Source organism: Burkholderia sp. AW49-1, from assembly GCF_053427845.1.
This window is the reverse complement of sequence record NZ_JBSAXF010000010.1, coordinates 136,316-157,911: the sequence shown is the minus strand read 5'-3', so window position 1 is coordinate 157,911 and position 21,596 is coordinate 136,316. Positions and strand designations below refer to the sequence as shown.

Here is a 21,596-nt window from a genome sequence, read left to right as displayed (position 1 = left end):
GCGGCCGTCACGCGTTTCGCCGGGCGAACGCCCGGGCGAACATGCGGTGCGCGCCGCTCAGTCGACCAGCAGCTTCAGGTCGTGGACCCACGGGCCGGGGCCCTGGCCGTCGCGCACGAACAGGCGCAGCTTGCCGTCGCGGTCGAACACGTAGCTCGCCGCGGTGTGATCCATCGTGTAGCTGCCGGGCGTCTTGCCCGGCACCTTCGCGTAGTACACGCGGAAATCCTTCGTGACCTTCTTGAGCGCCGCTTCGTCGGCCGGCCGCAGGCCGATGAACGACGGATCGAACGCGGGCACGTACTGGCCGAGCAGCGCGGGCGTGTCGCGCTCCGGATCGACGGTGACGAACAGCACCTGCACGCGTTTCGCGGCATCGGGCCCAAGCTGCTTCAGTGCCTCGGACAGTTCGGCCATCGTCGTCGGGCAGACATCCGGACAGTGCGTATAGCCGAAGAACATCACGACCGCACGGCCCTTGAAGTCGGCGAGCGTGCGCACCTTGCCCGTCGTGTCGGGCAGCGAGAAATCGCTGCCGAACTGCGTGTTGCCGGTGATGTCGAGATTCTGGAATTTCGGCGCGTTGTCGCAGCCGGCGAGCAGCGTGGCTGCCGCGAATGCGCACGCGAGCATCCAGCCTTGGCGCGCGCGGCGCCCGAACCATGAATGGAGCATTGCGTTCAAACCGTGCGGTTACACGCCGAGCAGCGGGCGTGCATAGTGATCGACGAGCAGCGCGGCGAACAGCAGCGACAGGTAGACGATCGAGTAACGGAAAGCCTTGCGGGCGAGTTCGTCCGAATAGTCGCGGTGGATCTTCCATGCATACGCGAGGAACACCGCGCCGAGCAGCACCGCGCTCGTCAGGTAGACGGCCCCGCTCATCCCGGAGATGAACGGCATCAGCGTGACCGCGAACAGGATCACCGTGTACAGCAGGATGTGCAGCCGCGTGAATTTCTCGCCGTGCGTGACGGGCAGCATCGGCAGGCCCGCGTTTTCGTAATCCTTGCGGCGATACAGCGCGAGCACCCAGAAATGCGGCGGCGTCCACACGAAGATGATCAGCACGAGGATCCATGCATCGCCGGGCACCGCGCCGGTGACCGCGGCCCATCCGAGCGCCGGCGGCATCGCGCCCGATGCGCCGCCGATCACGATGTTCTGCGGCGTCATCGGCTTGAGCAGCAGCGTGTAGATCACCGCGTAGCCGACGAACGTCGCGATCGTCAGCCACATCGTCAGCGGGTTGGTGAACGTATAGAGTGTCCATGCGCCGACGCTGCCGAGCACGGCCGAGAACAGCAGGATCTGCGGAGTCGTGATCTCGCCGCGCGCGGACGGACGCCATGCGGTGCGCCGCATCATCGCATCGATCTTCTGTTCGACGAGGCAGTTGATCGCGAACGCCGCGCCGGCCAGCAGCCAGATGCCGACCGTGCCGCCGATCAGCACATGCCACGGCACCATGCCCGGCGTCGCGAGAAACATGCCGATCACCGCACAAAACACCGCGAGCTGCGTGACACGCGGCTTCGTCAGCGCCATGTACTGCGAGAACCGGCTACCGGGCGATTGGGAAAGGGTGCTTTGCATGGGGACGGTCACGCCGGGGCGGCGTCGCGCGCGGGCTGCACGACACGGCCGGGGCGGCTTGAAAGGATGCGAAAGTTTAACATGACGACGAGCAGCAGGAGGATCGCGGCGCCGCCGTTGTGCGCGACGGCGACCGGCAGCGGCCACTGCAGCACGATGTTGGTCAGGCCCGTCAGGAACTGCAGCAGGACCACCAGCAGCACGCCGTTCGCGGGCCGCCGCAACGATTCGAAGCGGCGCATCTTCAGCGCGAACGCGACCAGGTATGCGACGACGACGAACGCGAACGTGCGGTGGGTCCAGTGGATCGCGACCAGCGCGTCCTGCGTGATTGCATCGCCATCCTTCGTCATGCCGAGCGCGCGCCACAGATGGAAGCCCTGCTCGAAGTTCATCGGCGGAATCCACTGGCCATTGCAGGTGGGGAAGTCGGTACACGCGAGCACCGCGTAGTTGGTGCTCACCCAGCCGCCGAGCGCGATCTGCACGACCAGCAGCACCAGCGCCGCGAGCGCGGCCGCGCGGTAGCGGCCGGCCTCCGGGTCATGCGACGGCAGCGGCGTCTGCCGCGCCGCGAGCCAGCCGAGCGTGCCGAGCAGCGTGAGGCCGAGCAGCAGGTGGGTCGTGACGATCACCGGCTGCAGCTTCATCGTGACCGTCCACGCGCCGAACACGCCCTGCACGACGATCAGCAGCAGGAGGCTCGTCGGCCACCACGGCGACACGTGCAGCGGGCGGCGGCGCAGCCGCGCGGACCACGCAATCACGACCTGCGCGATGATCAGCACGCCGATCGCCATCGCGAAATAGCGGTGGATCATCTCGATCCACGCCTTCGTCATGCTGACGGGGCCGGTCGGCATCGCCTGGTGCGCGGCCGTGATCGCGGCGTGCGCGATGAACGGCGACGATGTGCCGTAGCAGCCGGGCCAGTCCGGGCAGCCGAGGCCCGAATCGGTCAGCCGCGTGAAGCCGCCGAACATCACCAGATCGAGGGTCAGGAACGTGGTGATCCACACCAGCTTGCGGAACTTGTCGTCGTCGGCCTTCACCCACACGTACGACAGCGGCAGCAGCGCGATGCAGAGGCCGATCAGGCCGAGTTGCAGTAGATACGACATCGAATGGTTGCCTCGCCGTCTCGCCTTAGCCGATGCTCGACCACTTCAGCAGCTTCGTGACGTCCGTCTTGATCTTGCTGGGGTTCGGGTTCTTCGGGAAACGCATCATCAGATTGCCGTTCGGATCGACCATGTAGATGTGGTCGCTGTCCCTGGTGCCGGCTTCTGCCGGCAGCCACGCGGCGACCGCGGCCGGATCGGCGACCAGCCGACGCGTGTCCGGGTAAGCCTCCAGCACCTTCGGCGGTACCGCGCCCGCATCGCTGCGCAGCCATACCATCGTGATCCGGTGCCGCTCGCCCGCCTGCGTGACGCGGATCTGACGCATGAAGTAGAGCTTCTGCGCGCAGGCGTCGTCGCACGCGCTGCGATCGGTCATCACGAACAGCCACACGCCGCGCAGCGACGACAGCGGCACCGTCTTGCCGGTTTCGTCGGTGACCTGCAGGTCGGCCGGGATCGGCCGCTGCGGCTCGATCAGCGTGCCGTAGTTGGTCGAACCGCCCTTCGGCTTGATCACGTAATAGGTGAAGTACGACGCGATGATCGGCGCTGCGCACACGAGACCCAGCAGCACGAGCATCCAGCGGCCGCGCTTGCGGGCCGCGGGCGAGATCGGCGCTGCGGCCGGACCCTGACGGGAAGATTGCATGGACAAATCAGACCTCTCGAAACGAACCCGCGGCGCTTGCGCCGCGTCCTGGCATGGCGCTCACGCGCCGGCCGACTTCTTCGCCGCACGCCGCGCGGCGTACAGGCCGAAACCGAGCGCGGCCGCCGCCATGGCCCACCACTGAAACATGTAACCGTAATTGCGCTCGACGCCGGTCGTCGCCGCCGGCCAGTCGCGCACGAGCTTGTCGCCGTCGTCGCTCGTCTGCTGGATCACGAACGGCTGCAGCGGCAGCCCCGTTTCCTTCGCATACGCGGCGACGTCCAGGTTCTGCCGGATCTTCTGGTGCGCGGCCGAGCCACCCTCGCCAAGCTCGAACGCGCGTGACGCATCGGCGCGCGCGATGCCTTCGATCTCGATGTCACCGTCCGGCGTCGAAAACGGCTCGATCGCGGTGCGATCGGCGATGTTGCGCGGCAGCCAGCCGCGGTTCACCAGCACGACGCCGCCGCCCGAGAGTTTAAACGGCATCACGACGTAAAAACCCGGCTGGTCGTTATACGGCCGATTGTCGAGAAACACCGCCTGCTCCTGAAGGAAGCGGCCCCGGGCCCGCACGCGGTGGAATTCGATCGACACGAGCGGAATCGGCTGCGCACCGACGTCGACGGGCGCCGCGTGCTCGTAGCGCACGATGCTCGCCTGCAGCGCTTCCTTCTGGTGCGCGCGGTCGCGCTGCCAGAACCCGAGGCGAATCGTGACCGCGACGACGACGAGAATCAGCAGCGCAGGCAGCAAGCGGATCTTCATCGGGCCACCCGCGAGGCGCATTCGCGAAAGCGAAGTGCGATAATTATCCTCTTCCTTTCGAATTGCCGTCGTCCGGTTCGTGTCATGCACATCCTCGTTCCCATCGCCTTCGTCCTCATCGTCGCCAGCATGGGCTCGGCGCTCTACTTCATGATGCAAGACCGCGGCCATACGAAACGCATGGTGTGGTCGCTTGCCACCCGCGTCGGGCTGTCGATCTCGCTGTTCCTGTTCATCCTGTTCGCGAACTGGATGGGCTGGATCCATTCGACCGGCCTGCCGATCGGGCGTTGATGCATTCGTTCGTACCGGCGGTCGCCGCGACCGCTGTGACATTTCGCCGCACACCGGCACCACCAAGCAAAAGCGCCGCCTGACGGAGTCGCGGCGGCGCCGGGTTGGCGTTGAGCGCAGGCAACCAGCCGCTGCCCCGTCCCCGCCAATGAAAACGGCCCGCGCATCGCTGCGCGGGCCGTTCCTGCATTTACAGCCAGTAGACGACGACGTACAGGCCGAGCCAGACGACGTCGACGAAGTGCCAGTACCACGCGGCGCCTTCGAATGCGAAGTGGTGATCCGGCTTGAAGTGGCCGCGGATCATCCGCACCAGCACCACCGCGAGCATCGTGCCGCCAAGGAACACGTGGAAGCCGTGGAAGCCCGTCAGCAGGAAGAACGTCGAGCCGTACACGCCCGAGTTCAGCGTCAGGTTCAGTTCGTTGTACGCGTGGTAGTACTCGAAGCCCTGCATGAACAGGAAGCAGACACCGAGCACGAGCGTCGCGGCCAGCCAGGCGATCGCCTTGTTGCGGTGATCGTCGCGCAGCGCATGGTGCGACACCGTCAGCGTCGCACCCGACGCCAGCAGGAATGCGGTGTTCAGCGTCGGGATCGGCCACGGGCCCATCGTCTTGAAGTGACCGGCGAGAGCAGCGGGGCCTTCGTTCGGCCACACGGCGGAGAAGTCCGGCCAGATCAGCTTGTAGTCGAGGCTGCCGAGCTGGTGCAGCGCGATTTCACGCGCATAGAACAGCGCGCCGAAGAATGCGCCGAAGAACATGACTTCGGAGAAGATGAACCAGCTCATGCTCCAGCGGTACGACTTGTCGACGTTCTTGCCGTAATGACCGCCTTCCGACTCGGCGATCGCGTCGCCGAACCAGTGATACAGCGTGAAGAGCAACCACAGCAGGCCAAGCAGCGCCGTGTACGGAGCCCAGTCGTGACCGTTGATCCACAGCGCCACCGACGCGAGCATGACCAGCAGGCCGATGGCCGCGCTGATCGGATGCTGCGACGGATGCGGCACGAAATAGTACGGGGTCTGGTTTTGACCGCTCATGCTTGATTCTCCACTTCAGTCCAATTTGTGTACCGGAAACCGCTCCGGCTTTATTTCTTGCACGGCGCGTGCCGCCGCCGCTCTTTCCCGCACGCGGCGCCCGGGCGCCACGCACTGCATTCTTTCGTGGCCGCGGGCCTCAACCCACGACCGCGCGCACGATCAGGATCAGCACGCCGATGAACACACCGGCCGCGATCAACGCGACGATCAGCACGTGCAGCGGATTGAGCTGCGTCGCATCGGCCTCCAGGTCGCGCCGCTTGCGCACCCCGAAGAACGACCACAACACCGCTCGCAACGCCTGGCCGAACGACCCGCTCCGCTTGGTCTCTGTCACCGCCCCGTCTCCATCGTCATGCGTCCGGCTTCGCCGCGCCCTGCGCCGCCGTCTTGCGCGGTGCCGGCGCCGGCGCGGCCGGCGTGTTCAGCTCGAAGAACGTGTACGACAGCGTGATCGTCTTCACGTCCTTCGGCAGCTTCGGATCGATCACGAACACCACCGGCATCTTGCGCGACTCGTTCGCGGCCAGCGTCTGTTGCGTGAAGCAAAAACACTCGATCTTCTTGAAGAATTCCGTTGCCTGCTTCGGCGCGTAGCTCGGAATCGCCTGCGCCACCATCGGCCGGCCCTGCCCGTTGGTCACGTCGTACACGATCGTCGTCAGTTCGCCCGGATGCACGTCGAGGCTGTTGTGCTCCGGCTTGAACCCGAGCGGGCCGCGCGCATTCGCATCGAACTCGACCGACACCGTGCGGCTGTAGTCGACCTGCGAGTTTTTCGCCTCGCGTTCGCTGACATCGCGCTGCACCAGGTTGTTGATGCCGGTGATCTGGCAAATCGCGCGATACATCGGAATCAGCGCGAAGCCGAAGCCGAACATCAGCCCGGCCACGACGAAGAGCTTCATCAGCATCGAACGATTGAACGCGCGATCGACGGCGCCCTCTTCCGGCTTCGACATACGACTACTTCCTCGCTACTGCGTCAGTTGCTGCATCAGTGAGTGGACAGCCACCACTGCTTGATCACGACACCCACAAAAAAAACGGCGGCGATGACGAGCAGGATGAGGCCGAGCCGCTTGTTGCCCGCGCGAATCTGCTCGGGCGTTCGTCTTTCTTGTGGATTCCGGTTCATCTGAAACTTCGGTTCCGCGCCCGCCGCGCCTGCCTGCGCGGCAGGCAGCGGCGGTACGCTGGGTGAAACTTATTCGACGTGCGGCGGTTGCTCGAACGTGTGGAAGGGAGCCGGGCTCGGCACCGTCCACTCGAGGCCCGTCGCGCCATCCCACGGCTTGTCCGACGCCTTTTCCAGCTCGCCGCCGCCACGGTAGGCCGGCAGCGCGACTGCGAACAGGAAGTACACCTGCGCAAGGCCGAAGCCGAATGCACCGATCGTCGCCACCTGGTTGAAGTCCGTGAACTGCGCCGGGTAGTCCGCATAGCGGCGCGGCATGCCCGCGAGACCGACGAAGTGCATCGGGAAGAACGTCAGGTTGAAGAAGATCATCGACGCCCAGAAGTGGATCTTGCCGCGCGTCTCGTTGTACATCCAGCCCGTCCACTTCGGCGCCCAGTAGTACCAGCCCGCGAACAGCGCGAACAGCGACCCGGCTACCAGCACGTAGTGGAAGTGCGCCACCACGAAGTAAGTGCCGTGGTACTGGATGTCGAGCGGAGCCATCGCCAGCATCAGGCCCGTCAGACCGCCGAACGTGAACACGAACAGGAAGCCGATCGCGAACAGCATCGGGGTTTCGAACGTCATCGAGCCGCGCCACATCGTCGCGAGCCAGTTGAACACCTTCACGCCCGTCGGCACCGCGATCAGCATCGTCGCGTACATGAAGAACAGCTGACCGGTGACCGGCATGCCCGTTGCGAACATGTGGTGCGCCCAGACCATGAACGACAGGATCGCGATCGAAGCCGTCGCGTACACCATCGAGCTATAGCCGAACAGCGTCTTGCGTGCGAACGCAGGGATCACCTGCGACACGATCCCGAACGCCGGCAGAATCATGATGTACACCTCGGGGTGGCCGAAGAACCAGAAGATGTGCTGGTACATCACCGGGTCGCCGCCGCCTGCCGCGTTGAAGAACGACGTGCCGAAGTGGCGGTCGAACAGCACCATCGTGATCGCGCCCGCCAGAACCGGCATCACGGCGATCAGCAGGTACGCGGTGATCAGCCAGGTCCATGCGAACATCGGCATCTTCATCAGCGTCATGCCCGGTGCGCGCATGTTCAGGATCGTCACGACGATGTTGATCCCGCCCATGATCGACGAAGCGCCCATGATGTGGACCGCGAAGATCGCGAAGTCCATGCCCGGGCCCATTTGCGTCGACAGCGGTGCGTACAGCGTCCAGCCGGCGGCCGTCGCGCCGCCCGGCGCGAAGAACGAACCGACCAGCAGCACGGCCGCGACCGGCAGCAGCCAGAAGCTGAAGTTGTTCATCCGCGCGAACGCCATGTCGGACGCGCCGATCTGCAGCGGAATCATCCAGTTCGCGAAGCCGACGAACGCCGGCATGATCGCGCCGAACACCATGATCAGGCCGTGCATCGTCGTGAGTTCGTTGAAGAACTCCGGACGCATGATCTGCAGGCCCGGCTCGAACAGCTCGGCACGGATGCCGAGTGCCATCACGCCGCCCGACAGGAACATGATGAACGAGAACAGCAGGTACAGCGTACCGATGTCCTTGTGGTTGGTGGCGAACAGCCAGCGACGCCAGCCGTGCGGGGCTTCGTGCGCGTGGTCGTCGTGCGCGTGGTCCGCGGCTACGTCGTGCCCGATGCTAGACATGAGAATCTCCTAATGCGAATACGTCGACTAACTCAGCGACACGTCAAGCCGCCGGCCCGATCTCGACCCGCCGGGCTTCCTTGGCGTCAGCCCCGCCCGTGATCGTTTCCGGCTTTTTGAGAATAATGTGGTCTTCCGCCACGCCTGCTGCCTTCAGCGCGTCGCGCACGGCCTGTGCACGATGCTTGGCGAGCTCGGCGTTCGCGTCGGCCGAGCCCGTCTTGTCGGTGAAACCCGACAGTGCGAGCTTCGCGTCCGGATGTGCCTTCGCATAGTCGGCCGCTGCGGCGATCGCCGCTTTCGCGTCGGCCGGCAGCACGCTCTTGCCCGTCTCGAAGTAGATCGTCGACAGCGCAGCCGATGCTGCCGCCGGTTCCGCGCCCGACGCGGCTTGCGCCGGTGCCGAGGCCGCTTCGGCCGGGGCCGCCGCGCCTGCCGCGTCTTCCGGCATCTTGCCGTTGCGCGCGTCAGCCACTTGCTTCGGTTGCAGCAGGTCGTTCTTGTGGTTGCCCCACGAATTGCGCTCGTACGTGATGACCGATGCGATGTCGAGATCCGACAGCGATGCCCACGACGGCATTGCACCCTTGCCGTGCAGCACGCGCTCGACGTGACCGGCGATCGGGCCGTTCACGATCTGGCTGCCGTCCATCGCCGGGAAGGCGCCGAGGCCCTTGCCGTTCACCTGGTGGCAGGCCGCGCAGTTCGCCTTGTAGACTTCCTCGCCGTGCGCGACGAGTTCGGCCATCGTGTAAACCTTGTTCGGATCGACCGAAGCGCTGGCCAGCTTGGCCTTCTGCGCGGTCACCCACTTCGCGTAGTCGTCATCCGACAGCACCACGACCACCACCGGCATGAACGCGTGTTCCTTGCCGCACAGTTCGGTACAGAATCCACGGAACGTGCCGACCTTGTCGGCCTTGAACCACGTGTCGCGCACGAAGCCGGGGATCGCATCCTGCTTCACGCCGAACGCGGGCACGTACCACGAGTGAACGACGTCGTTCGCGGTCGTGATGATGCGGATCTTCTTGTTGACCGGCACGACGAGCGGATTGTCGACTTCCTGCAGGTACGTCTCGGTGATCGGCTTCTTGCCCATCACTTCGTCACGCGGGGTGCTGAGCGTCGACAGGAAGCTGATGCCCTCGCCCGGGCCCTTCACGTAGTCGTAGCCCCACTTCCACTGGTAACCGGTGACCTTGATCGTGAGATCGGCGTTGGTCGTGTCCTTCATCGCGACGACGGCCTTCGTGGCCGGCAGCGCCATCAGCACGACGATGATGAACGGTACGATCGTCCAGATGATTTCGACGGTCGTGCTTTCATGGAAATTGGCGGCCTTGTGGCCTTTGGATTTGCGGTGCGCGAAGATCGAATAGAACATCACGCCGAACACGCCGACGAAGATCACCGTACACAGGATCAGCATCATCGTGTGGAGATCGTAGAGCTCCTCGGCGATCTTCGTGACCGGCGGCTGAAAGTTGATCTCGTTGACGCGGGGGCCGCCCGGGCTATCACCGACCGCCAGAGCAGCGCCGGCAAAGAGCAATCCGCTGCATGCCAGCACGCCCGTGAGGGCTCGCTTGATTGTTTTCATAGCATCCTTACCCAAAATTTCCATTCAAACCCTCCCCCGTCGCAAGCCGTCGGCCCGTTCCGGCCGATGCCCGCGCCTCGTCAGCCGCAGCGCCTGAGCGACACGCGCAGTTCGTCGGCGAACTGCGCACGCTTGTGCTGCGCGAGATGCTGCCCAATTACGACGGTCTGCCCGCGCGATACCAGTCGAATCGGATCGCGTGGCGTCGCACCCGGCTCGACCCGCACCCAGCGCGGGTTGAATTCGATCTGCGTGAACCGCTCCGCATCCATCCGCTCGATCACGAGCCGGTGCGGAAATAGCCTGATGCGCTCGTAATCGACTGCATGACGGGCATAGACCGCAAACGCGACGCCTACCGCCAGCAATTCGATTCCGGTGAAGGGCATGACGAGCCAGGCCCCCCGCCACATCAGCAATGCCGCGATCACCAGCGAGAAGCCCGCGAGCGACGCGTAAAACAGCACGAACTGGCGCGGCGACACCGAACAGTTGCGTTTCATGAGCCAGTCTTCGAGGACCGGCTCACCGTTCGTCGTCTCCGCCAAAACCCTCGCTGCTTCCATCGCCGCCTCACGCGAATGGCATGCGATGCATGCCTGCATCGGACTCGTCAGCCCGTATTGCGGGGACCCCGGGACGACAAGCTGACGCATTATAGGCGGGTTCAATGGCATCCACAAGCAAGCGGCTATCGGCCCGCGAGCCAAGCGCCACAAGCTTCCCGGCCGTTTTTCGCGTCAATTCGACCCCGCTTTGCGCCGCTAATTTCGGACATAACAAAACCCCTCTTTACCGCTTTACCGATTCTTCGGACGCCCCTTTCCGATATCTTCGATGCGCACGATCCCGTGCCCCTCGGCGGTCGTGCGCGGCACGGCCTTCCACGCGTGGCCGTAGATCACTTCGAACGTCAGCGGAATCGTGCCGTCCGCACGCCGGCGCGCTTCCAGCGCGTCGCCGAGCGCCGCGCGAAAGCGCCGCGCCGCATGCAGCGGCACCGCGCGGTCGAACGGATAGGCACCCCAGCGGCGCACGTCGGCCAGCAGGGAATCGGGGGTCTTGTACGTGACGGTCAGCACTTCCTGGTCCATCACCGGAATCTCGAAGCCGCTCTCGACGAGCATGTCGCCGAGGTCGTGCATGTCGACGAAATCGACGACGCGCGCGGCGGGCGGCGCGATGCCGAGCGCCGCTTCGGCGTCCGCGCAGGCCGCGCGCAGTTCGCGCAGCGTGTCCGGGCCGAGCGTGCTGAACATCAGCAGGCCGTTCACGCGCAGCACGCGCTGCCATTCAGGGAACACCGCATCGGGACGCGAATGCCAGTGCAGCGCGAGATTCGACCAGATCAGATCGAACGCGCCGGCCGCGAACGGCAGCATCGAGAAGTCGGCTTGCGCGACGCGCGGGCCGCGCTGGCCCAACGCCCGGCCGAGCGACGCGGGCAGCCAGCGGCGCCAGCTCGTCTGCTCGACCTCGCGCTGGCCCGCCCGCGCGAGCATCGCGCCGGACAGGTCGACACCGAACACCGGAGCCTCGGGAAAGCGCGCGCGCAGCGCCGGCAGGTCGTCGCCCGGACCGCAGCCCGCGTCGAGCACCGCCGCGGGGCTCACCTTGATGTATTCGAGGCGCTCGTTCATCCGCTGCGCGATCTCGCGCGGCAGGAACGCGACCGCGTCGAACGCGGCGGCGCGGCGATCGAAGATCCGCCGCAAACGCCGGGCGTCATTGGCCGGACGGCCGGTTGAAGTCGAAGCTGGGGACATGTCAGGCACACTGGCGAAGAGCCCGAAGTATACTCGCTCGCCTTGCTGCCTTCAGCGAGACGGGGCCGCCAGGAGTGTTCGCGATGGATCGCCGTTTCGCCCCGCGCCCGATGCGCGTCGTTTTGTCGCAGGTTCGTGCGCTGGCCGTGCGCGTCGTCGCACTCGCGTTGCCGAATCGGTGCGCACTGTGCGGCAATTTGTCACATGCGGTGATGTGCAGCGCCTGCGACGTCGCTTATTGGAACGAAGCGCGACTGCGCTGCGACGTCTGCGCGGTGCCGCTGGGCGTCGGGCAGCCGCGGCCGCGCGAAGCGCGCGGCCGGCACGGCGGTGCCGGTTCCGCGTCCGCGTACCGATGCGACGCATGCCGCGCGACTCCGCCGCCGTTCGATGCGACGCTCGCGCTCGCCGATTACCGCGCCCCGCTCGACGGGCTCGCGCGCGGTCTGAAGTTTCATGCGCGGCTCGCGCTGGGTGCGGAATTCGCGGCCCGGCTCGCGCAGCGGGTCGACGACACGGATGCGATGCGCACCGCCGGCGGCTTCGACGTGATCGCACCGGTGCCGCTGTCGCGCGGACGGCTCGTCGCGCGCGGCTACAACCAGGCGTGGGCGATCGCGCGGCCGCTCGCGCGCCGGCTCGGCGTGCGCGCCGACGCGGCGTTGCTTGCACGCGTGACCGAAACCGCGCCGCAGTCGCGGCTCGACCGGCGTGCGCGGCGCGACAACGTGCAGGCAGCATTCGCGGCGGCGGGCGACCTCACCGGCCGCCACGTGGCGCTCGTCGACGACGTGATGACGTCCGGTGCGACGCTCGCGGCAGCCGCGAATGCATTGAAGGCGGCGGGTGCCGCGCGCGTGACGAATCTGGTTGCGCTGCGCACCGCCAGAGATTAATTAGTTAGAGAGGCCGGCCGCCCGCACGCGGCGACGGCCGTCACGAACCGGCCGGCCGGGACGGAATGCACGCTGCTCCGCCCCGGCCGGCCCAGCCAGAACCAACCATGTTCAACGTCGTCCTCGTCGCCCCAGAAATTCCGCCGAACACCGGCAACGTGATCCGCCTGTGCGCCAATACTGGCGCCCGCCTGCATCTGATCGAGCCGCTCGGTTTTCCGCTCGACGACGCGAAGATGCGCCGCGCGGGCCTCGACTATCACGAGTACGCGGAAATGCGCGTGCACCGCGACTGGGACGCGTTCGTCGCCACCGAAGCGCCCGATCCCGCGCGGATGTTCGCGTTCACGACCCGTGGCTCGGGCCGCTTCCACGACCATGCGTTCGTGCCCGGCGATTGGTTCGTGTTCGGCTCCGAGACGCGCGGCCTGCCTGCCGAATTGCTCGAACGCTTCCCGAACGAACAGCGCGTGCGCCTGCCGATGCGGCCGGGCAACCGCAGCCTGAACCTGTCGAATACAGTGGCCGTGGTCGTGTTCGAGGCGTGGCGCCAGGCCGGTTTCGAAGGCGGCGCCTGACGCGCGCCCGGCCCGAACCGCATCGCGCAACGTTAGCTGTGCGCGAGCCGCACGCGATACAGGTCGTAGATATCGGATGAAAAACACGCGAATATCACGCGTGCGAGGTTCGGCGCCTGCGGCAGCATTTCGGCGACCGTGCCGACGGCGATGTCGACGGCCTCCTCGGCCGGATAGCGGTACACGCCGCAACTGATCGCCGGGAATGCGATCGAGGTCGCTGCCACTTCCTCGGCCAGCTCGATCGCGCGCCGGTAGCATGCCGCGAGCAGTTCGGGCTCGCCGCGCCCGCCGCCGTGCCACACCGGGCCGACCGCATGAATCACGTACCGCGCCGGCAACGCGTGGCCGCGCGTGAGCTTCGCGTCGCCGGTCTCGCAGCCGCCGAGCGTGCGGCACTCGGCCAGGAGGCCCGGGCCGGCCGCGCGATGGATCGCGCCGTCGACCCCGCCACCGCCGAGCAGCGAACCGTTCGCGGCGTTGACGATCACGTCGACGTCGAGCGTCGTGATGTCGACGCGTTGCGCGTCGAACATGGTGGAACCGATCTGCAGCATGACACCCTCCCGAAACGCCGGAGACCGTTCAAGCGTAGTGCGCTTTGGCGCCGCCCGCTTTGCGCGGGCGCGCCCGGCTGCAAAAATCGGTGTGATTCGTCAGCGTTATTCGGCGCGCGCGTCGCGCCGCAGCAGGCCGCTGACCGCATCGCGCGGTGCGACGCCGTCGAACAGCACGCCGCATACGGCTTCGGTGATCGGCATTTCGATCGCTTGCGCGCGCGCGAGCGCGAGCACCGCCTGTGCGCAGCGCACGCCTTCGGCCACGTGGCCGAGCGCGCCGAGGATGTCGTTCAGCGAGCGGCCGGCCGCCAGTTGCAGGCCGACCGTGCGATTGCGCGACAGGTCGCCCGTCGCGGTGAGGATCAGATCGCCGAGGCCCGTGAGGCCCGTGAAGGTTTCCGCACGGCCGCCGAGCGCGACGCCGAGCCGCGACATTTCGGCGAGGCCGCGCGTGACCAGCGCCGCGCGCGCGTTCAGACCGAGCCCGAGGCCGTCCGAGATGCCGGTCGCGATCGCCAGCACGTTCTTCACCGCGCCGCCGACCTCGACGCCGACCACGTCGTCACCCGTATAGATACGCATCGCGCCGTGATGGAACGCGGCGAGCGTGCGCTCGCGGCACTCGGCGGAGGTGCTGGCGACCGTCAGCGCGACGGGCAGCGCGAGCCCGACCTCGCGAGCGAAGCTCGGCCCCGACAGCACGCCGTTGCTGTGCTGCTCCGGCAACTCGGCCGCGATCACCTGGTGCGGCAGCAGGTGCGTGTCGGCCTCGAAACCCTTGCAGACCCACACGATGTGCGCAGGTACGCAGCCTGCGTCGCGCATCGCGCCGAACAGCGTGCGCAGCCCGGCCACGGGCGCAGCGATCACGCACAGCGCGTCGTCCGCGGCGCCATGCGCGAGCGCGGCGCCGAGATCGGCGTCGTAGCGCAGCGCATCGGGCAGCGCGATGCCGTCCAGATAGCGGGAATTTTCGTGCCGGGCCTGCAGCCCGGCGATCAGCGCGGCGTCGCGCGCCCAGAGAAGCGTATCGTGCCGCGCGGCCAGATGGCCCGCGAGCGCGGTGCCCCAGGCACCGGCGCCGAGAACGGCTACTTTCATACCCAGCACCGGTCCGGAGTGAAGCGTCAGTTCAGCGTCGTGCCGTTCGGCGCGCCTGCCGCACCGGCCTGCTGCTGCTGAAGCTGCGCGAGACGCTGCTCGTACAGCGCCTGGAAGTTGATTTCCGCCAGGTGGATCGGCGGGAAACCCGCACGCGTGATCGCGTCGGCGATGTTCGAGCGCAGGTACGGGAACAGGATCGTCGGGCAGGCGATGCCGACGAGCGGGTCGAGCTGTTCGTCGGGAATGTTGCGAATGTCGAAAATGCCGGCTTGCTTCGCTTCGATCAGGAACGCGACCTTGTCCTTCACCTTCGCGGTGACGGTACCCGACACGACGACCTCGAACACGCTTTCCGCGAGGCGTTCGGCCTTGACGTCGACTTCGACTTCAACCGACGGCATGTCCTGCTCGAGGAAGATCGCCGGCGAATTCGGCTGCTCGAGCGACATATCCTTCAGGTAGACGCGCTGAATGTTGAAGAACGGTTGGTTTTCGACGTCGGACATGGTGTTTCCCTAAAAGTGGTGACGGGGCGGCCGGGCTTCACGCCGGCCGCCTCGGTTGAATCCTGCGCGCTCGGGCCGCGGCGCGACCGGCGGCCATTCTGCCCTAATCAGGCCGCTTGCAGAAGCGGCAAGAGGCCGCCTTCGCGGTCGAGCTTCGACAGATCGTCGTAACCGCCGACGTGCGTGTCGCCGATGTAGATCTGCGGCACCGTGCGACGACCCGTGCGCGTCATCATTTCCTCACGCCGGGCCGGATCGCGGTCGATCAGCACCTTTTCGATCTGCTCGACGCCGCGCAGCTTCAGCAGGCGCTCGGCCTGAATGCAATACGGGCACACCTGCGTGCTGTACATCAAAACCTTGCTCACTTCGCCACTCCTTGTTTGACGACCGGCATCCCGGCCTGCTGCCACGCGGCGACGCCGCCCTCGAGCACGTGCACCTCGGCATAGCCCGCCGCCTCGACCTCGCGCGCCGCCTTCTGCGACTGCTGGCCGTTCTGGCAGACGAGCAGCACGGGGGTGCTCTTGTTTTTCGCGACCTGCGCGATCTTCGCGCCGATCTCGCCGGCGGCGACCTGGCGCGCCGACGGCAGGTGGCCGGCGGCGAAGTCGGACGCGGTACGCAGGTCGATCACGACCGCGTTACGGCGATTGATGAGCTGCGTCGCCTCCGCGGCCGACAGGCCGCCACGGCCGCGGCGCAGGGCCGGCCATGCGAGCAGGCCGCCGGAAACCAGCAGGATCGCGATAAGGGCCAGGTTCGTGTAATTGGTAAAGAACGTCACGGAATGCCGCCGGAAAAAGAGAAATCGGAAAAGGACAATCTCGCCATTATAAAATAACCGTCTTGCGCGATGGCGGGCCCCGATCGGGTACCGCGCGACGCGCCCCGCTTCCCTATCACTACCGACCGCAAGATCCATGTACAAACTCGTTCTCATCCGCCACGGCGAATCGACGTGGAACAAGGAAAACCGCTTCACCGGCTGGGTCGACGTCGACCTGACCGAACAGGGTCGCAACGAGGCCTACCAGGCCGGCGAATTGCTCAAGGAGGCCGGCTACACGTTCGACATCGCGTACACGTCGGTGCTCAAGCGCGCGATCCGCACGCTGTGGCACGTGCAGGACAAGATGGACCTGATGTATCTGCCGGTCGTCCACTCGTGGCGGCTGAACGAGCGCCACTACGGTGCGCTGTCGGGCCTGAACAAGGCGGAAACGGCCGCCAAGTTCGGCGACGACCAGGTGCTCGTGTGGCGCCGCAGCTACGACACGCCGCCGCCGGCGCTCGAGCCGACCGACGAACGCGCGCCGTTCGCCGACCCGCGCTACGCGAAGGTGCCGCGCGAACAACTGCCGCTCACCGAATGCCTGAAGGACACGGTCGCGCGCGTGCTGCCGCTGTGGAACGAATCGATCGCGCCGGCCGTCCGTGCGGGCAAGCAGGTGCTGATCGCCGCGCACGGCAACTCGCTGCGCGCGCTGATCAAGTACCTCGACGGCATCTCGGACAGCGACATCGTCGGCCTGAACATCCCGAACGGCGTGCCGCTCGTGTATGAACTCGACGAGAACCTGAAGCCGATCCAGCACTACTACCTGGGCGACCAGGACGCAATCGCGAAGGCACAGGCCGCCGTCGCGAAACAGGGCAAGGCGGGCTGATACCCGCGATGCCGGGCATGGCGCCACGCGCGCGGCCTGCCCGGCCCAACCCGGCGTGCGGCGCGAACCTTCGCGGCCCCGGTGCGGTCGAATCCGCTTTCGAATCCGCTGCGCGTCCGGCGGCACCCCGCCGGGAACCAGGGCTCCGGGGCCATTTCGCACCGTTCCACTGGGCAATCGGACGAACAGTTATACTTGTCCGCTACATCCCCGCTACCGCCACGCGCTTCCCGACCGCACCAGACTCTCTATGCGAATGAAATTGAAGAACATCGGCCTGATTGCCGCGGGCCTCGCCACGGGCGTATTCGCCACGCTGCAGGTTTCGGCGTCGGCCGAGCAGACCGCCACGGCGCCGCTTCCCCTCGACCAGCTCCGCCTGTTCGCGGAAGTGTTCGGCCAGATCAAGCGCGAGTACGTCGAACCGGTCGACGACAAGAAGCTGCTGACGGCGGCGATCAAGGGCATGGTGTCGAGCCTCGACCCGCATTCGTCGTTCCTCGACAAGACCGACTATGACGAACTGCAGGAGCAGACCAAGGGTCGCTTCGCGGGTCTCGGCATCGAGATCTCGCAGGAAGACGGTCTCGTCAAGGTGATCTCCCCGATCGAAGATACCCCCGCGTTCCGCGCCGGCATCCGTCCGGGCGACCTGATCACCCGCATCAACGACAAGCCCGTGCGCGGCATGACGCTCGACAAGGCCGTCAAGCAGATGCGCGGCGAGCCGGGCACCAAGGTCACGCTGACGATCTTCCGCAAGAGCGACGACCGCACGTTCCCGATCACGGTCACGCGCGCGATCATCAGGGTCCAGAGCGTGAAGATGAAGCTGCTCGACCCGGGCTACGCATACATCCGGATCACGAGCTTCCAGGAACGCACGACGCCCGATCTCGCCGCCAAGCTGCAGGACATCGCACGCCAGCAACCGAATCTGAAGGGCCTGATCCTCGACCTGCGCAACAACGGCGGCGGTCTGCTGCAAAGCGCGGTCGGCGTCGCCGGCGCGTTCCTGCCGCCCGACTCCGTCGTCGTGTCGACCAACGGCCAGATCCCGGATTCGAAGCAGGTCTACCGCGACACCTACGACAACTACCGCCTGCCGTCCTTCGACGGCGATCCGCTGAAGAGCCTGCCGCCGGTCTTCAAGACCGTGCCGATGGTCGTGCTGACGAACGCGTATTCGGCGTCCGCGTCGGAAATCGTCGCCGGCGCGCTGCAGGATTCGAAGCGCGCGCAGATCATGGGCAAGACGACGTTCGGCAAGGGCTCGGTGCAGACGGTCCGTCCGATGACGGCCGACACCGCGCTGCGCCTGACGACGGCCTATTACTACACGCCGAGCGGCCGTTCGATCCAGAACAAGGGCATCACGCCCGACGTGCCGGTCGATCAGTACGCGGACGGCGATCCGGACGACGTGCTCGTGACGCGCGAGGTCGACTACACGAACCACCTCGCGAACACGCAGGATCCGAACGAGAAGAAGGAACAGGAAGAACGCGAGCAGCGCCGGATGGACCAGCTGCGCGTCCTCGAGGAGCAGAACGACAAGAAGACGCCGGAGCAGCGCCAGAAGGACCGCGATCGCAAGCCGATCGAGTTCGGCAGCACCGACGACTTCATGATGCAGCAGGCGCTCAACAAGCTCGAGGGCAAGCCGGTGCAGGAATCGAAGTCGCTGCTCGCCGAAAGCACGACGAAGAGCCCGGCAGCCAAGGCCGCGTCCGCCACGAAGGCATCGGGCGCGAAGGCGGCCGCACCGAAGCCCGCGTCGGCACCGCAGTAAGCGCCGGCCGGCATCCGACGGGCCATCGCGGGAAGACCGCGATGGCCCGTTTTTCATGTGCGCCTAGAATGAATCGATACGCCAGCGCTTCCGCCCCGCTCACGACTTCCCCATGAACGACGATCAACTCCTCCGCTACTCCCGCCACATCCTCGTCGACGAAATCGGCATCGAGGCGCAGCAGCGCTTTCTCGACGCGCATGCGATCGTCGTCGGCGCAGGCGGTCTCGGCTCGCCGGCCGCGATGTATCTCGCGGCGTCCGGGGTCGGCACGATCACGCTCGTCGACGCCGACACGGTCGACCTCACGAACCTGCAGCGGCAGATCCTCCACGCGACCGCATCGGTCGGCCGCAGCAAGGTCGAATCGGGGCGCGACGCGCTCGCGCGGCTGAACCCGGAAGTGACCGTGCATGCGGTCGCGGCGCGCGTCGACGATGCGTGGCTCGACGAACACGTGCCGCAGGCAACCGTCGTGCTCGACTGCACCGACAACTTCGCGACGCGCCATGCGATCAACCGCGCGTGCGTCGCGCACGGCGTGCCGCTCGTGTCGGGCGCCGCGCTGCGCTTCGACGGCCAGATCAGCACGTTCGACTTCCGCGACCCGGCCGCGCCCTGCTACGCGTGCGTGTTTCCGGAAGACCAGCCGTTCGAGGAGGTCGCGTGCGCGACGATGGGCGTGTTCGCACCGACGGTCGGCATCATCGGTGCGATGCAGGCCGCCGAAGCGCTGCGCGTGATCGGCGCGATCGGCACGACGCTCAACGGCCGGCTGATGATGCTCGATTCACTGCGGATGGAATGGACGACGATGAAGATCGCGCGCCAGGCCGACTGCCCCGTGTGCCAGGGCCGGCACTGACGCGCGCGGGATGCATGCGCCGAACGGCGCATGCGTGACGTTTCGCAACCTTCGCGGCGGTTCTGCGGGGCTGCCGGCGCCGCTTAGGCGGCCGCGTCCGCGCGCGGCTCCGCGACCGACAGGCGCTTGAGCGCCGCCTGCACTTCCTCCGGCTCGAATGCGGCCAGCACGTCGGCCGTGGGCTTCTCGAGTGCCTTCAGGTGCGCACGCAGGATCTCCTGCTTCACGACCAGCAACTGGCTCGGGTGCATCGAGAACTCGGTGAGCCCCATCCCCAGCAACAGGCGCGTGAGCGCCGGATCGCCCGCCATCTCCCCGCACACCGACACCGACACGCCGGCCCGCTTCGCTTCGCGCAGCGTATAGGCGATCAGGTGCAGCACCGCCGGATGCAGCGGGTCGTACAGGTGCGCGACCGCATTGTCCGCGCGGTCGATCGCGAGCGTGTACTGGATCAGGTCGTTCGTGCCGATCGACAGGAAATCGAAGCGCTTCAGGAACAGCGGCAGCGCGATCGCCGCGGCCGGAATCTCGATCATCGCGCCGATGCGCACGTTCGGATCGTACGCAAGCCCCGCGTCGTCGAGCTGGCGCTTCGCCTCGCGGATCAGGTCGAGTGTCTGGTCGATCTCCTGCGCGTGCGCGAGCATCGGGATCAGGATCTTCACCTGCCCGAACGCGGACGCGCGCAGGATCGCGCGCAGCTGCGTGAGGAACATCTGCGGCTCGGACAGGCTCCAGCGGATCGCACGCAGGCCGAGCGCCGGGTTCGGCGCCGTCTCGTAGCCTTCGTCCAGCGCCTCGAGCGGCTTGTCCGCGCCGACGTCGATCGTGCGGATCGTCACCGGCATGCCCTTCATCCACTCGACAGCGCGCTTGTACGCGGCGAACTGCTCCTCCTCCTCGGGCATCTCCTTCTGATGCATGAACAGGAACTCGGAGCGGAACAGCCCGACGCCGACCGCGCCGGCCTCGACCGCCGCCTTCGCGTCGTCGGGCAGCTCGATGTTCGCGTACAGCTCGATCTTCGTGCCACACAGGGTTTGCGTCGGCGAGAACTTCAGCCGCTGCAGCTTGCGTTGCTCGAGCAGTTTCTCGGACTGACGGTACGAATATTCCTCGAGGACGATCGGCGCGGGATCGACGATCACGATCCCCTGATCGCCGTCGACGATGATCAGGTCGTCCTGGCGGATCAGCGAGCTCGCGTGCTGGACGCCGACCGCGGCGGGAATGCCGAGGCTGCGCGCGACGATCGCCGTGTGCGACGTGCGGCCGCCGAGATCGGTGACGAACGCCTGGAACGACTGCGACTTGAACTGCATCATGTCGGCCGGCGCGATGTCGTGCGCGACGACGATCATCTCGCTCTGGCCATGCGCGGCCGCGCCATCGAGCGCCTGCGACGCCGACGGCGCACCGGCGAGCGCTTTCAGCACGCGCTCGACCACCTGCTCGATGTCGGCCTTGCGCTCGCGCAAGTATTCATCCTCGATGTCGTCGAAGTGGCGCGTGAGCAGCTCGAGCTGCTCGGTCAGCGCCCATTCGACGTTGTAGCGGCGCGTGCGGATCAGGTCGATGGTTTCCTGCACGAGCATCGCGTCGCTCAGGATCATCGTGTGGACGTCGATGAACGCGCCCACTTCGGTCGGGGTGTCGTCGGTCAGGTCGGCGCGCAGCGCCTCGAGTTCGTGATGCACGACCTCGCGCGCCGTGTTGAAACGTGCGACCTCGGCGTCGATCTGGTTCGCCTCGACCAGGTAATGGGCGACGTCGAGCGCCGCCGGCGCGATCAGATACGCTCGCCCGATCGCGATACCACGTGAGACGGGAATGCCATGCAGCGTGAAGGACACGCGCACCTCCTCTGTACATGTAAAGCCGCGGCACACTGCTGCGATGCGCTTATGACCCCGGTTAGCGATTATAAATTCCGTACCTCCATGCTGACAGCGT

Annotated in this window: 25 protein-coding genes; 6 read left to right on the top strand and 19 right to left on the bottom strand. The window is 66.4% G+C overall.

Features of this window, described 5'->3' with window-relative positions; genetic code table 11:
• Positions 1 to 57 precede the first annotated feature (57 nt).
• Genes ACV22W_RS17770 through ACV22W_RS17750 form a run of 5 tightly spaced genes read right to left on the bottom strand, consistent with a single transcriptional unit; the run spans position 58 to position 4,140 of the window.
• On the bottom strand, positions 58 to 675 hold the full coding sequence (locus ACV22W_RS17770; protein ID WP_059599875.1) for an SCO family protein: 618 nt from the start codon (positions 673 to 675) through the stop codon (positions 58 to 60).
• Between the two features lie 18 nt (positions 676 to 693).
• Complete coding sequence (cyoE, locus tag ACV22W_RS17765; protein WP_006477738.1) at positions 694 to 1,596, bottom strand: heme o synthase; 903 nt, start codon at positions 1,594 to 1,596, stop codon at positions 694 to 696.
• 8 nt (positions 1,597 to 1,604) lie between these two features.
• Entirely contained in the window at positions 1,605 to 2,717 is a 1,113-nt protein-coding gene (locus tag ACV22W_RS17760; RefSeq protein ID WP_059703318.1) for a COX15/CtaA family protein, read from the bottom strand.
• 25 nt (positions 2,718 to 2,742) lie between these two features.
• The gene (locus tag ACV22W_RS17755; protein ID WP_448020775.1) at positions 2,743 to 3,369 is read right to left on the bottom strand and encodes an SCO family protein; all 627 of its coding nucleotides are present in this window, start codon (positions 3,367 to 3,369) and stop codon (positions 2,743 to 2,745) included.
• Positions 3,370 to 3,429: 60 nt separating this feature from the next.
• On the bottom strand, positions 3,430 to 4,140 hold the full coding sequence (locus tag ACV22W_RS17750) for an SURF1 family protein (protein WP_448020774.1): 711 nt from the start codon (positions 4,138 to 4,140) through the stop codon (positions 3,430 to 3,432).
• Positions 4,141 to 4,224: 84 nt separating this feature from the next.
• Here ACV22W_RS17750 and ACV22W_RS17745 point away from each other — a divergent pair, with 84 nt between their 5' ends.
• Positions 4,225 to 4,434, top strand: coding sequence for a twin transmembrane helix small protein (locus tag ACV22W_RS17745; protein WP_044848213.1), 210 nt, complete (start codon positions 4,225 to 4,227; stop codon positions 4,432 to 4,434).
• A gap of 190 nt (positions 4,435 to 4,624) precedes the next feature.
• On the opposite strand, the gene ACV22W_RS17740 is transcribed toward ACV22W_RS17745, so the two are convergent.
• From ACV22W_RS17740 to ACV22W_RS17705, 8 genes are all read right to left on the bottom strand, one after another.
• On the bottom strand, positions 4,625 to 5,482 hold the full coding sequence (locus ACV22W_RS17740) for a cytochrome c oxidase subunit 3 (RefSeq protein ID WP_059819826.1): 858 nt from the start codon (positions 5,480 to 5,482) through the stop codon (positions 4,625 to 4,627).
• A gap of 139 nt (positions 5,483 to 5,621) precedes the next feature.
• On the bottom strand, positions 5,622 to 5,822 hold the full coding sequence (locus tag ACV22W_RS17735; RefSeq protein WP_006760730.1) for a DUF2970 domain-containing protein: 201 nt from the start codon (positions 5,820 to 5,822) through the stop codon (positions 5,622 to 5,624).
• A 16-nt stretch (positions 5,823 to 5,838) separates the two neighbouring features.
• Complete coding sequence (locus ACV22W_RS17730) at positions 5,839 to 6,447, bottom strand: cytochrome c oxidase assembly protein (protein WP_059511915.1); 609 nt, start codon at positions 6,445 to 6,447, stop codon at positions 5,839 to 5,841.
• A 35-nt stretch (positions 6,448 to 6,482) separates the two neighbouring features.
• Positions 6,483 to 6,623, bottom strand: a complete 141-nt coding sequence (locus ACV22W_RS17725; protein ID WP_006760728.1) for a cytochrome oxidase small assembly protein — start codon at positions 6,621 to 6,623, stop codon at positions 6,483 to 6,485.
• Positions 6,624 to 6,692: 69 nt separating this feature from the next.
• Positions 6,693 to 8,300 carry a cytochrome c oxidase subunit I gene (gene ctaD / locus ACV22W_RS17720; protein ID WP_059451501.1) on the bottom strand — a complete coding sequence of 536 codons (1,608 nt, stop codon included), beginning with the start codon at positions 8,298 to 8,300 and terminating at the stop codon, positions 6,693 to 6,695.
• A 43-nt stretch (positions 8,301 to 8,343) separates the two neighbouring features.
• On the bottom strand, positions 8,344 to 9,927 hold the full coding sequence (gene coxB, locus ACV22W_RS17715) for a cytochrome c oxidase subunit II (RefSeq protein ID WP_448020772.1): 1,584 nt from the start codon (positions 9,925 to 9,927) through the stop codon (positions 8,344 to 8,346).
• A gap of 56 nt (positions 9,928 to 9,983) precedes the next feature.
• On the bottom strand, positions 9,984 to 10,508 hold the full coding sequence (locus ACV22W_RS17710) for a DUF2244 domain-containing protein (protein WP_059599867.1): 525 nt from the start codon (positions 10,506 to 10,508) through the stop codon (positions 9,984 to 9,986).
• Between the two features lie 195 nt (positions 10,509 to 10,703).
• Positions 10,704 to 11,669, bottom strand: coding sequence for a methyltransferase domain-containing protein (locus tag ACV22W_RS17705; RefSeq protein WP_448020770.1), 966 nt, complete (start codon positions 11,667 to 11,669; stop codon positions 10,704 to 10,706).
• A gap of 83 nt (positions 11,670 to 11,752) precedes the next feature.
• Between ACV22W_RS17705 and ACV22W_RS17700 the strand changes: the two genes are divergently transcribed.
• Both ACV22W_RS17700 and trmL read left to right on the top strand, forming a co-directional pair.
• Entirely contained in the window at positions 11,753 to 12,565 is an 813-nt protein-coding gene (locus ACV22W_RS17700; protein ID WP_448020768.1) for a ComF family protein, read from the top strand.
• A gap of 107 nt (positions 12,566 to 12,672) precedes the next feature.
• Positions 12,673 to 13,143, top strand: a complete 471-nt coding sequence (trmL, locus tag ACV22W_RS17695) for a tRNA (uridine(34)/cytosine(34)/5-carboxymethylaminomethyluridine(34)-2'-O)-methyltransferase TrmL (RefSeq protein WP_059691434.1) — start codon at positions 12,673 to 12,675, stop codon at positions 13,141 to 13,143.
• Positions 13,144 to 13,175: 32 nt separating this feature from the next.
• Here the strand turns inward: trmL and ACV22W_RS17690 are convergent, their stop codons facing one another.
• The 5 genes from ACV22W_RS17690 to ACV22W_RS17670 form a co-directional block, all read right to left on the bottom strand.
• Positions 13,176 to 13,700: an O-acetyl-ADP-ribose deacetylase gene (locus tag ACV22W_RS17690; protein ID WP_448020766.1), complete on the bottom strand. Its 525-nt coding sequence runs from the start codon at positions 13,698 to 13,700 to the stop codon at positions 13,176 to 13,178.
• Between the two features lie 105 nt (positions 13,701 to 13,805).
• Entirely contained in the window at positions 13,806 to 14,804 is a 999-nt protein-coding gene (locus ACV22W_RS17685; protein WP_059526231.1) for an NAD(P)H-dependent glycerol-3-phosphate dehydrogenase, read from the bottom strand.
• A gap of 26 nt (positions 14,805 to 14,830) precedes the next feature.
• Positions 14,831 to 15,313: a protein-export chaperone SecB gene (gene secB, locus ACV22W_RS17680; protein ID WP_014895954.1), complete on the bottom strand. Its 483-nt coding sequence runs from the start codon at positions 15,311 to 15,313 to the stop codon at positions 14,831 to 14,833.
• 107 nt (positions 15,314 to 15,420) lie between these two features.
• Positions 15,421 to 15,681, bottom strand: coding sequence for a glutaredoxin 3 (grxC, locus tag ACV22W_RS17675; protein WP_012364773.1), 261 nt, complete (start codon positions 15,679 to 15,681; stop codon positions 15,421 to 15,423).
• Positions 15,678 to 16,100: a rhodanese-like domain-containing protein gene (locus ACV22W_RS17670; RefSeq protein ID WP_050014781.1), complete on the bottom strand. Its 423-nt coding sequence runs from the start codon at positions 16,098 to 16,100 to the stop codon at positions 15,678 to 15,680. The genes grxC and ACV22W_RS17670 overlap by 4 nt, the downstream gene beginning before the upstream one ends.
• A 136-nt stretch (positions 16,101 to 16,236) precedes the next feature.
• On the opposite strand from ACV22W_RS17670, the gene gpmA reads away from it, so the two are divergent.
• From gpmA to ACV22W_RS17655, 3 genes are all read left to right on the top strand, one after another.
• Complete coding sequence (gpmA, locus tag ACV22W_RS17665) at positions 16,237 to 16,983, top strand: 2,3-diphosphoglycerate-dependent phosphoglycerate mutase (RefSeq protein WP_059526237.1); 747 nt, start codon at positions 16,237 to 16,239, stop codon at positions 16,981 to 16,983.
• 250 nt (positions 16,984 to 17,233) lie between these two features.
• Positions 17,234 to 18,775 (top strand): S41 family peptidase, encoded by a 1,542-nt coding sequence (locus tag ACV22W_RS17660; protein ID WP_448020764.1) that lies wholly within the window; start codon positions 17,234 to 17,236, stop codon positions 18,773 to 18,775.
• Between the two features lie 112 nt (positions 18,776 to 18,887).
• Positions 18,888 to 19,640 (top strand): HesA/MoeB/ThiF family protein, encoded by a 753-nt coding sequence (locus tag ACV22W_RS17655; RefSeq protein WP_059691432.1) that lies wholly within the window; start codon positions 18,888 to 18,890, stop codon positions 19,638 to 19,640.
• Between the two features lie 83 nt (positions 19,641 to 19,723).
• On the opposite strand, the gene ptsP is transcribed toward ACV22W_RS17655, so the two are convergent.
• A complete protein-coding gene (gene ptsP / locus ACV22W_RS17650; protein WP_448020763.1) occupies positions 19,724 to 21,496 on the bottom strand; it encodes a phosphoenolpyruvate--protein phosphotransferase in 1,773 nt (590 codons plus the stop codon).
• Positions 21,497 to 21,596 lie beyond the last annotated feature (100 nt).

Coding starts and splice junctions, on each gene's coding strand:
- ACV22W_RS17770 (WP_059599875.1), bottom strand. CDS start 675: ATGCTCCATTCATGGTTCGGGCGCCGCGCGCGCCAAGGCTGGATGCTC.
- cyoE (WP_006477738.1), bottom strand. CDS start 1,596: ATGCAAAGCACCCTTTCCCAATCGCCCGGTAGCCGGTTCTCGCAGTAC.
- ACV22W_RS17760 (WP_059703318.1), bottom strand. CDS start 2,717: ATGTCGTATCTACTGCAACTCGGCCTGATCGGCCTCTGCATCGCGCTG.
- ACV22W_RS17755 (WP_448020775.1), bottom strand. CDS start 3,369: ATGCAATCTTCCCGTCAGGGTCCGGCCGCAGCGCCGATCTCGCCCGCG.
- ACV22W_RS17750 (WP_448020774.1), bottom strand. CDS start 4,140: ATGAAGATCCGCTTGCTGCCTGCGCTGCTGATTCTCGTCGTCGTCGCG.
- ACV22W_RS17745 (WP_044848213.1), top strand. CDS start 4,225: ATGCACATCCTCGTTCCCATCGCCTTCGTCCTCATCGTCGCCAGCATG.
- ACV22W_RS17740 (WP_059819826.1), bottom strand. CDS start 5,482: ATGAGCGGTCAAAACCAGACCCCGTACTATTTCGTGCCGCATCCGTCG.
- ACV22W_RS17730 (WP_059511915.1), bottom strand. CDS start 6,447: ATGTCGAAGCCGGAAGAGGGCGCCGTCGATCGCGCGTTCAATCGTTCG.
- ACV22W_RS17725 (WP_006760728.1), bottom strand. CDS start 6,623: ATGAACCGGAATCCACAAGAAAGACGAACGCCCGAGCAGATTCGCGCG.
- ctaD (WP_059451501.1), bottom strand. CDS start 8,300: ATGTCTAGCATCGGGCACGACGTAGCCGCGGACCACGCGCACGACGAC.
- coxB (WP_448020772.1), bottom strand. CDS start 9,927: ATGGAAATTTTGGGTAAGGATGCTATGAAAACAATCAAGCGAGCCCTC.
- ACV22W_RS17710 (WP_059599867.1), bottom strand. CDS start 10,508: ATGCAGGCATGCATCGCATGCCATTCGCGTGAGGCGGCGATGGAAGCA.
- ACV22W_RS17705 (WP_448020770.1), bottom strand. CDS start 11,669: ATGTCCCCAGCTTCGACTTCAACCGGCCGTCCGGCCAATGACGCCCGG.
- ACV22W_RS17700 (WP_448020768.1), top strand. CDS start 11,753: ATGGATCGCCGTTTCGCCCCGCGCCCGATGCGCGTCGTTTTGTCGCAG.
- trmL (WP_059691434.1), top strand. CDS start 12,673: ATGTTCAACGTCGTCCTCGTCGCCCCAGAAATTCCGCCGAACACCGGC.
- ACV22W_RS17690 (WP_448020766.1), bottom strand. CDS start 13,700: ATGCTGCAGATCGGTTCCACCATGTTCGACGCGCAACGCGTCGACATC.
- ACV22W_RS17685 (WP_059526231.1), bottom strand. CDS start 14,804: ATGAAAGTAGCCGTTCTCGGCGCCGGTGCCTGGGGCACCGCGCTCGCG.
- secB (WP_014895954.1), bottom strand. CDS start 15,313: ATGTCCGACGTCGAAAACCAACCGTTCTTCAACATTCAGCGCGTCTAC.
- gpmA (WP_059526237.1), top strand. CDS start 16,237: ATGTACAAACTCGTTCTCATCCGCCACGGCGAATCGACGTGGAACAAG.
- ACV22W_RS17660 (WP_448020764.1), top strand. CDS start 17,234: ATGCGAATGAAATTGAAGAACATCGGCCTGATTGCCGCGGGCCTCGCC.
- ACV22W_RS17655 (WP_059691432.1), top strand. CDS start 18,888: ATGAACGACGATCAACTCCTCCGCTACTCCCGCCACATCCTCGTCGAC.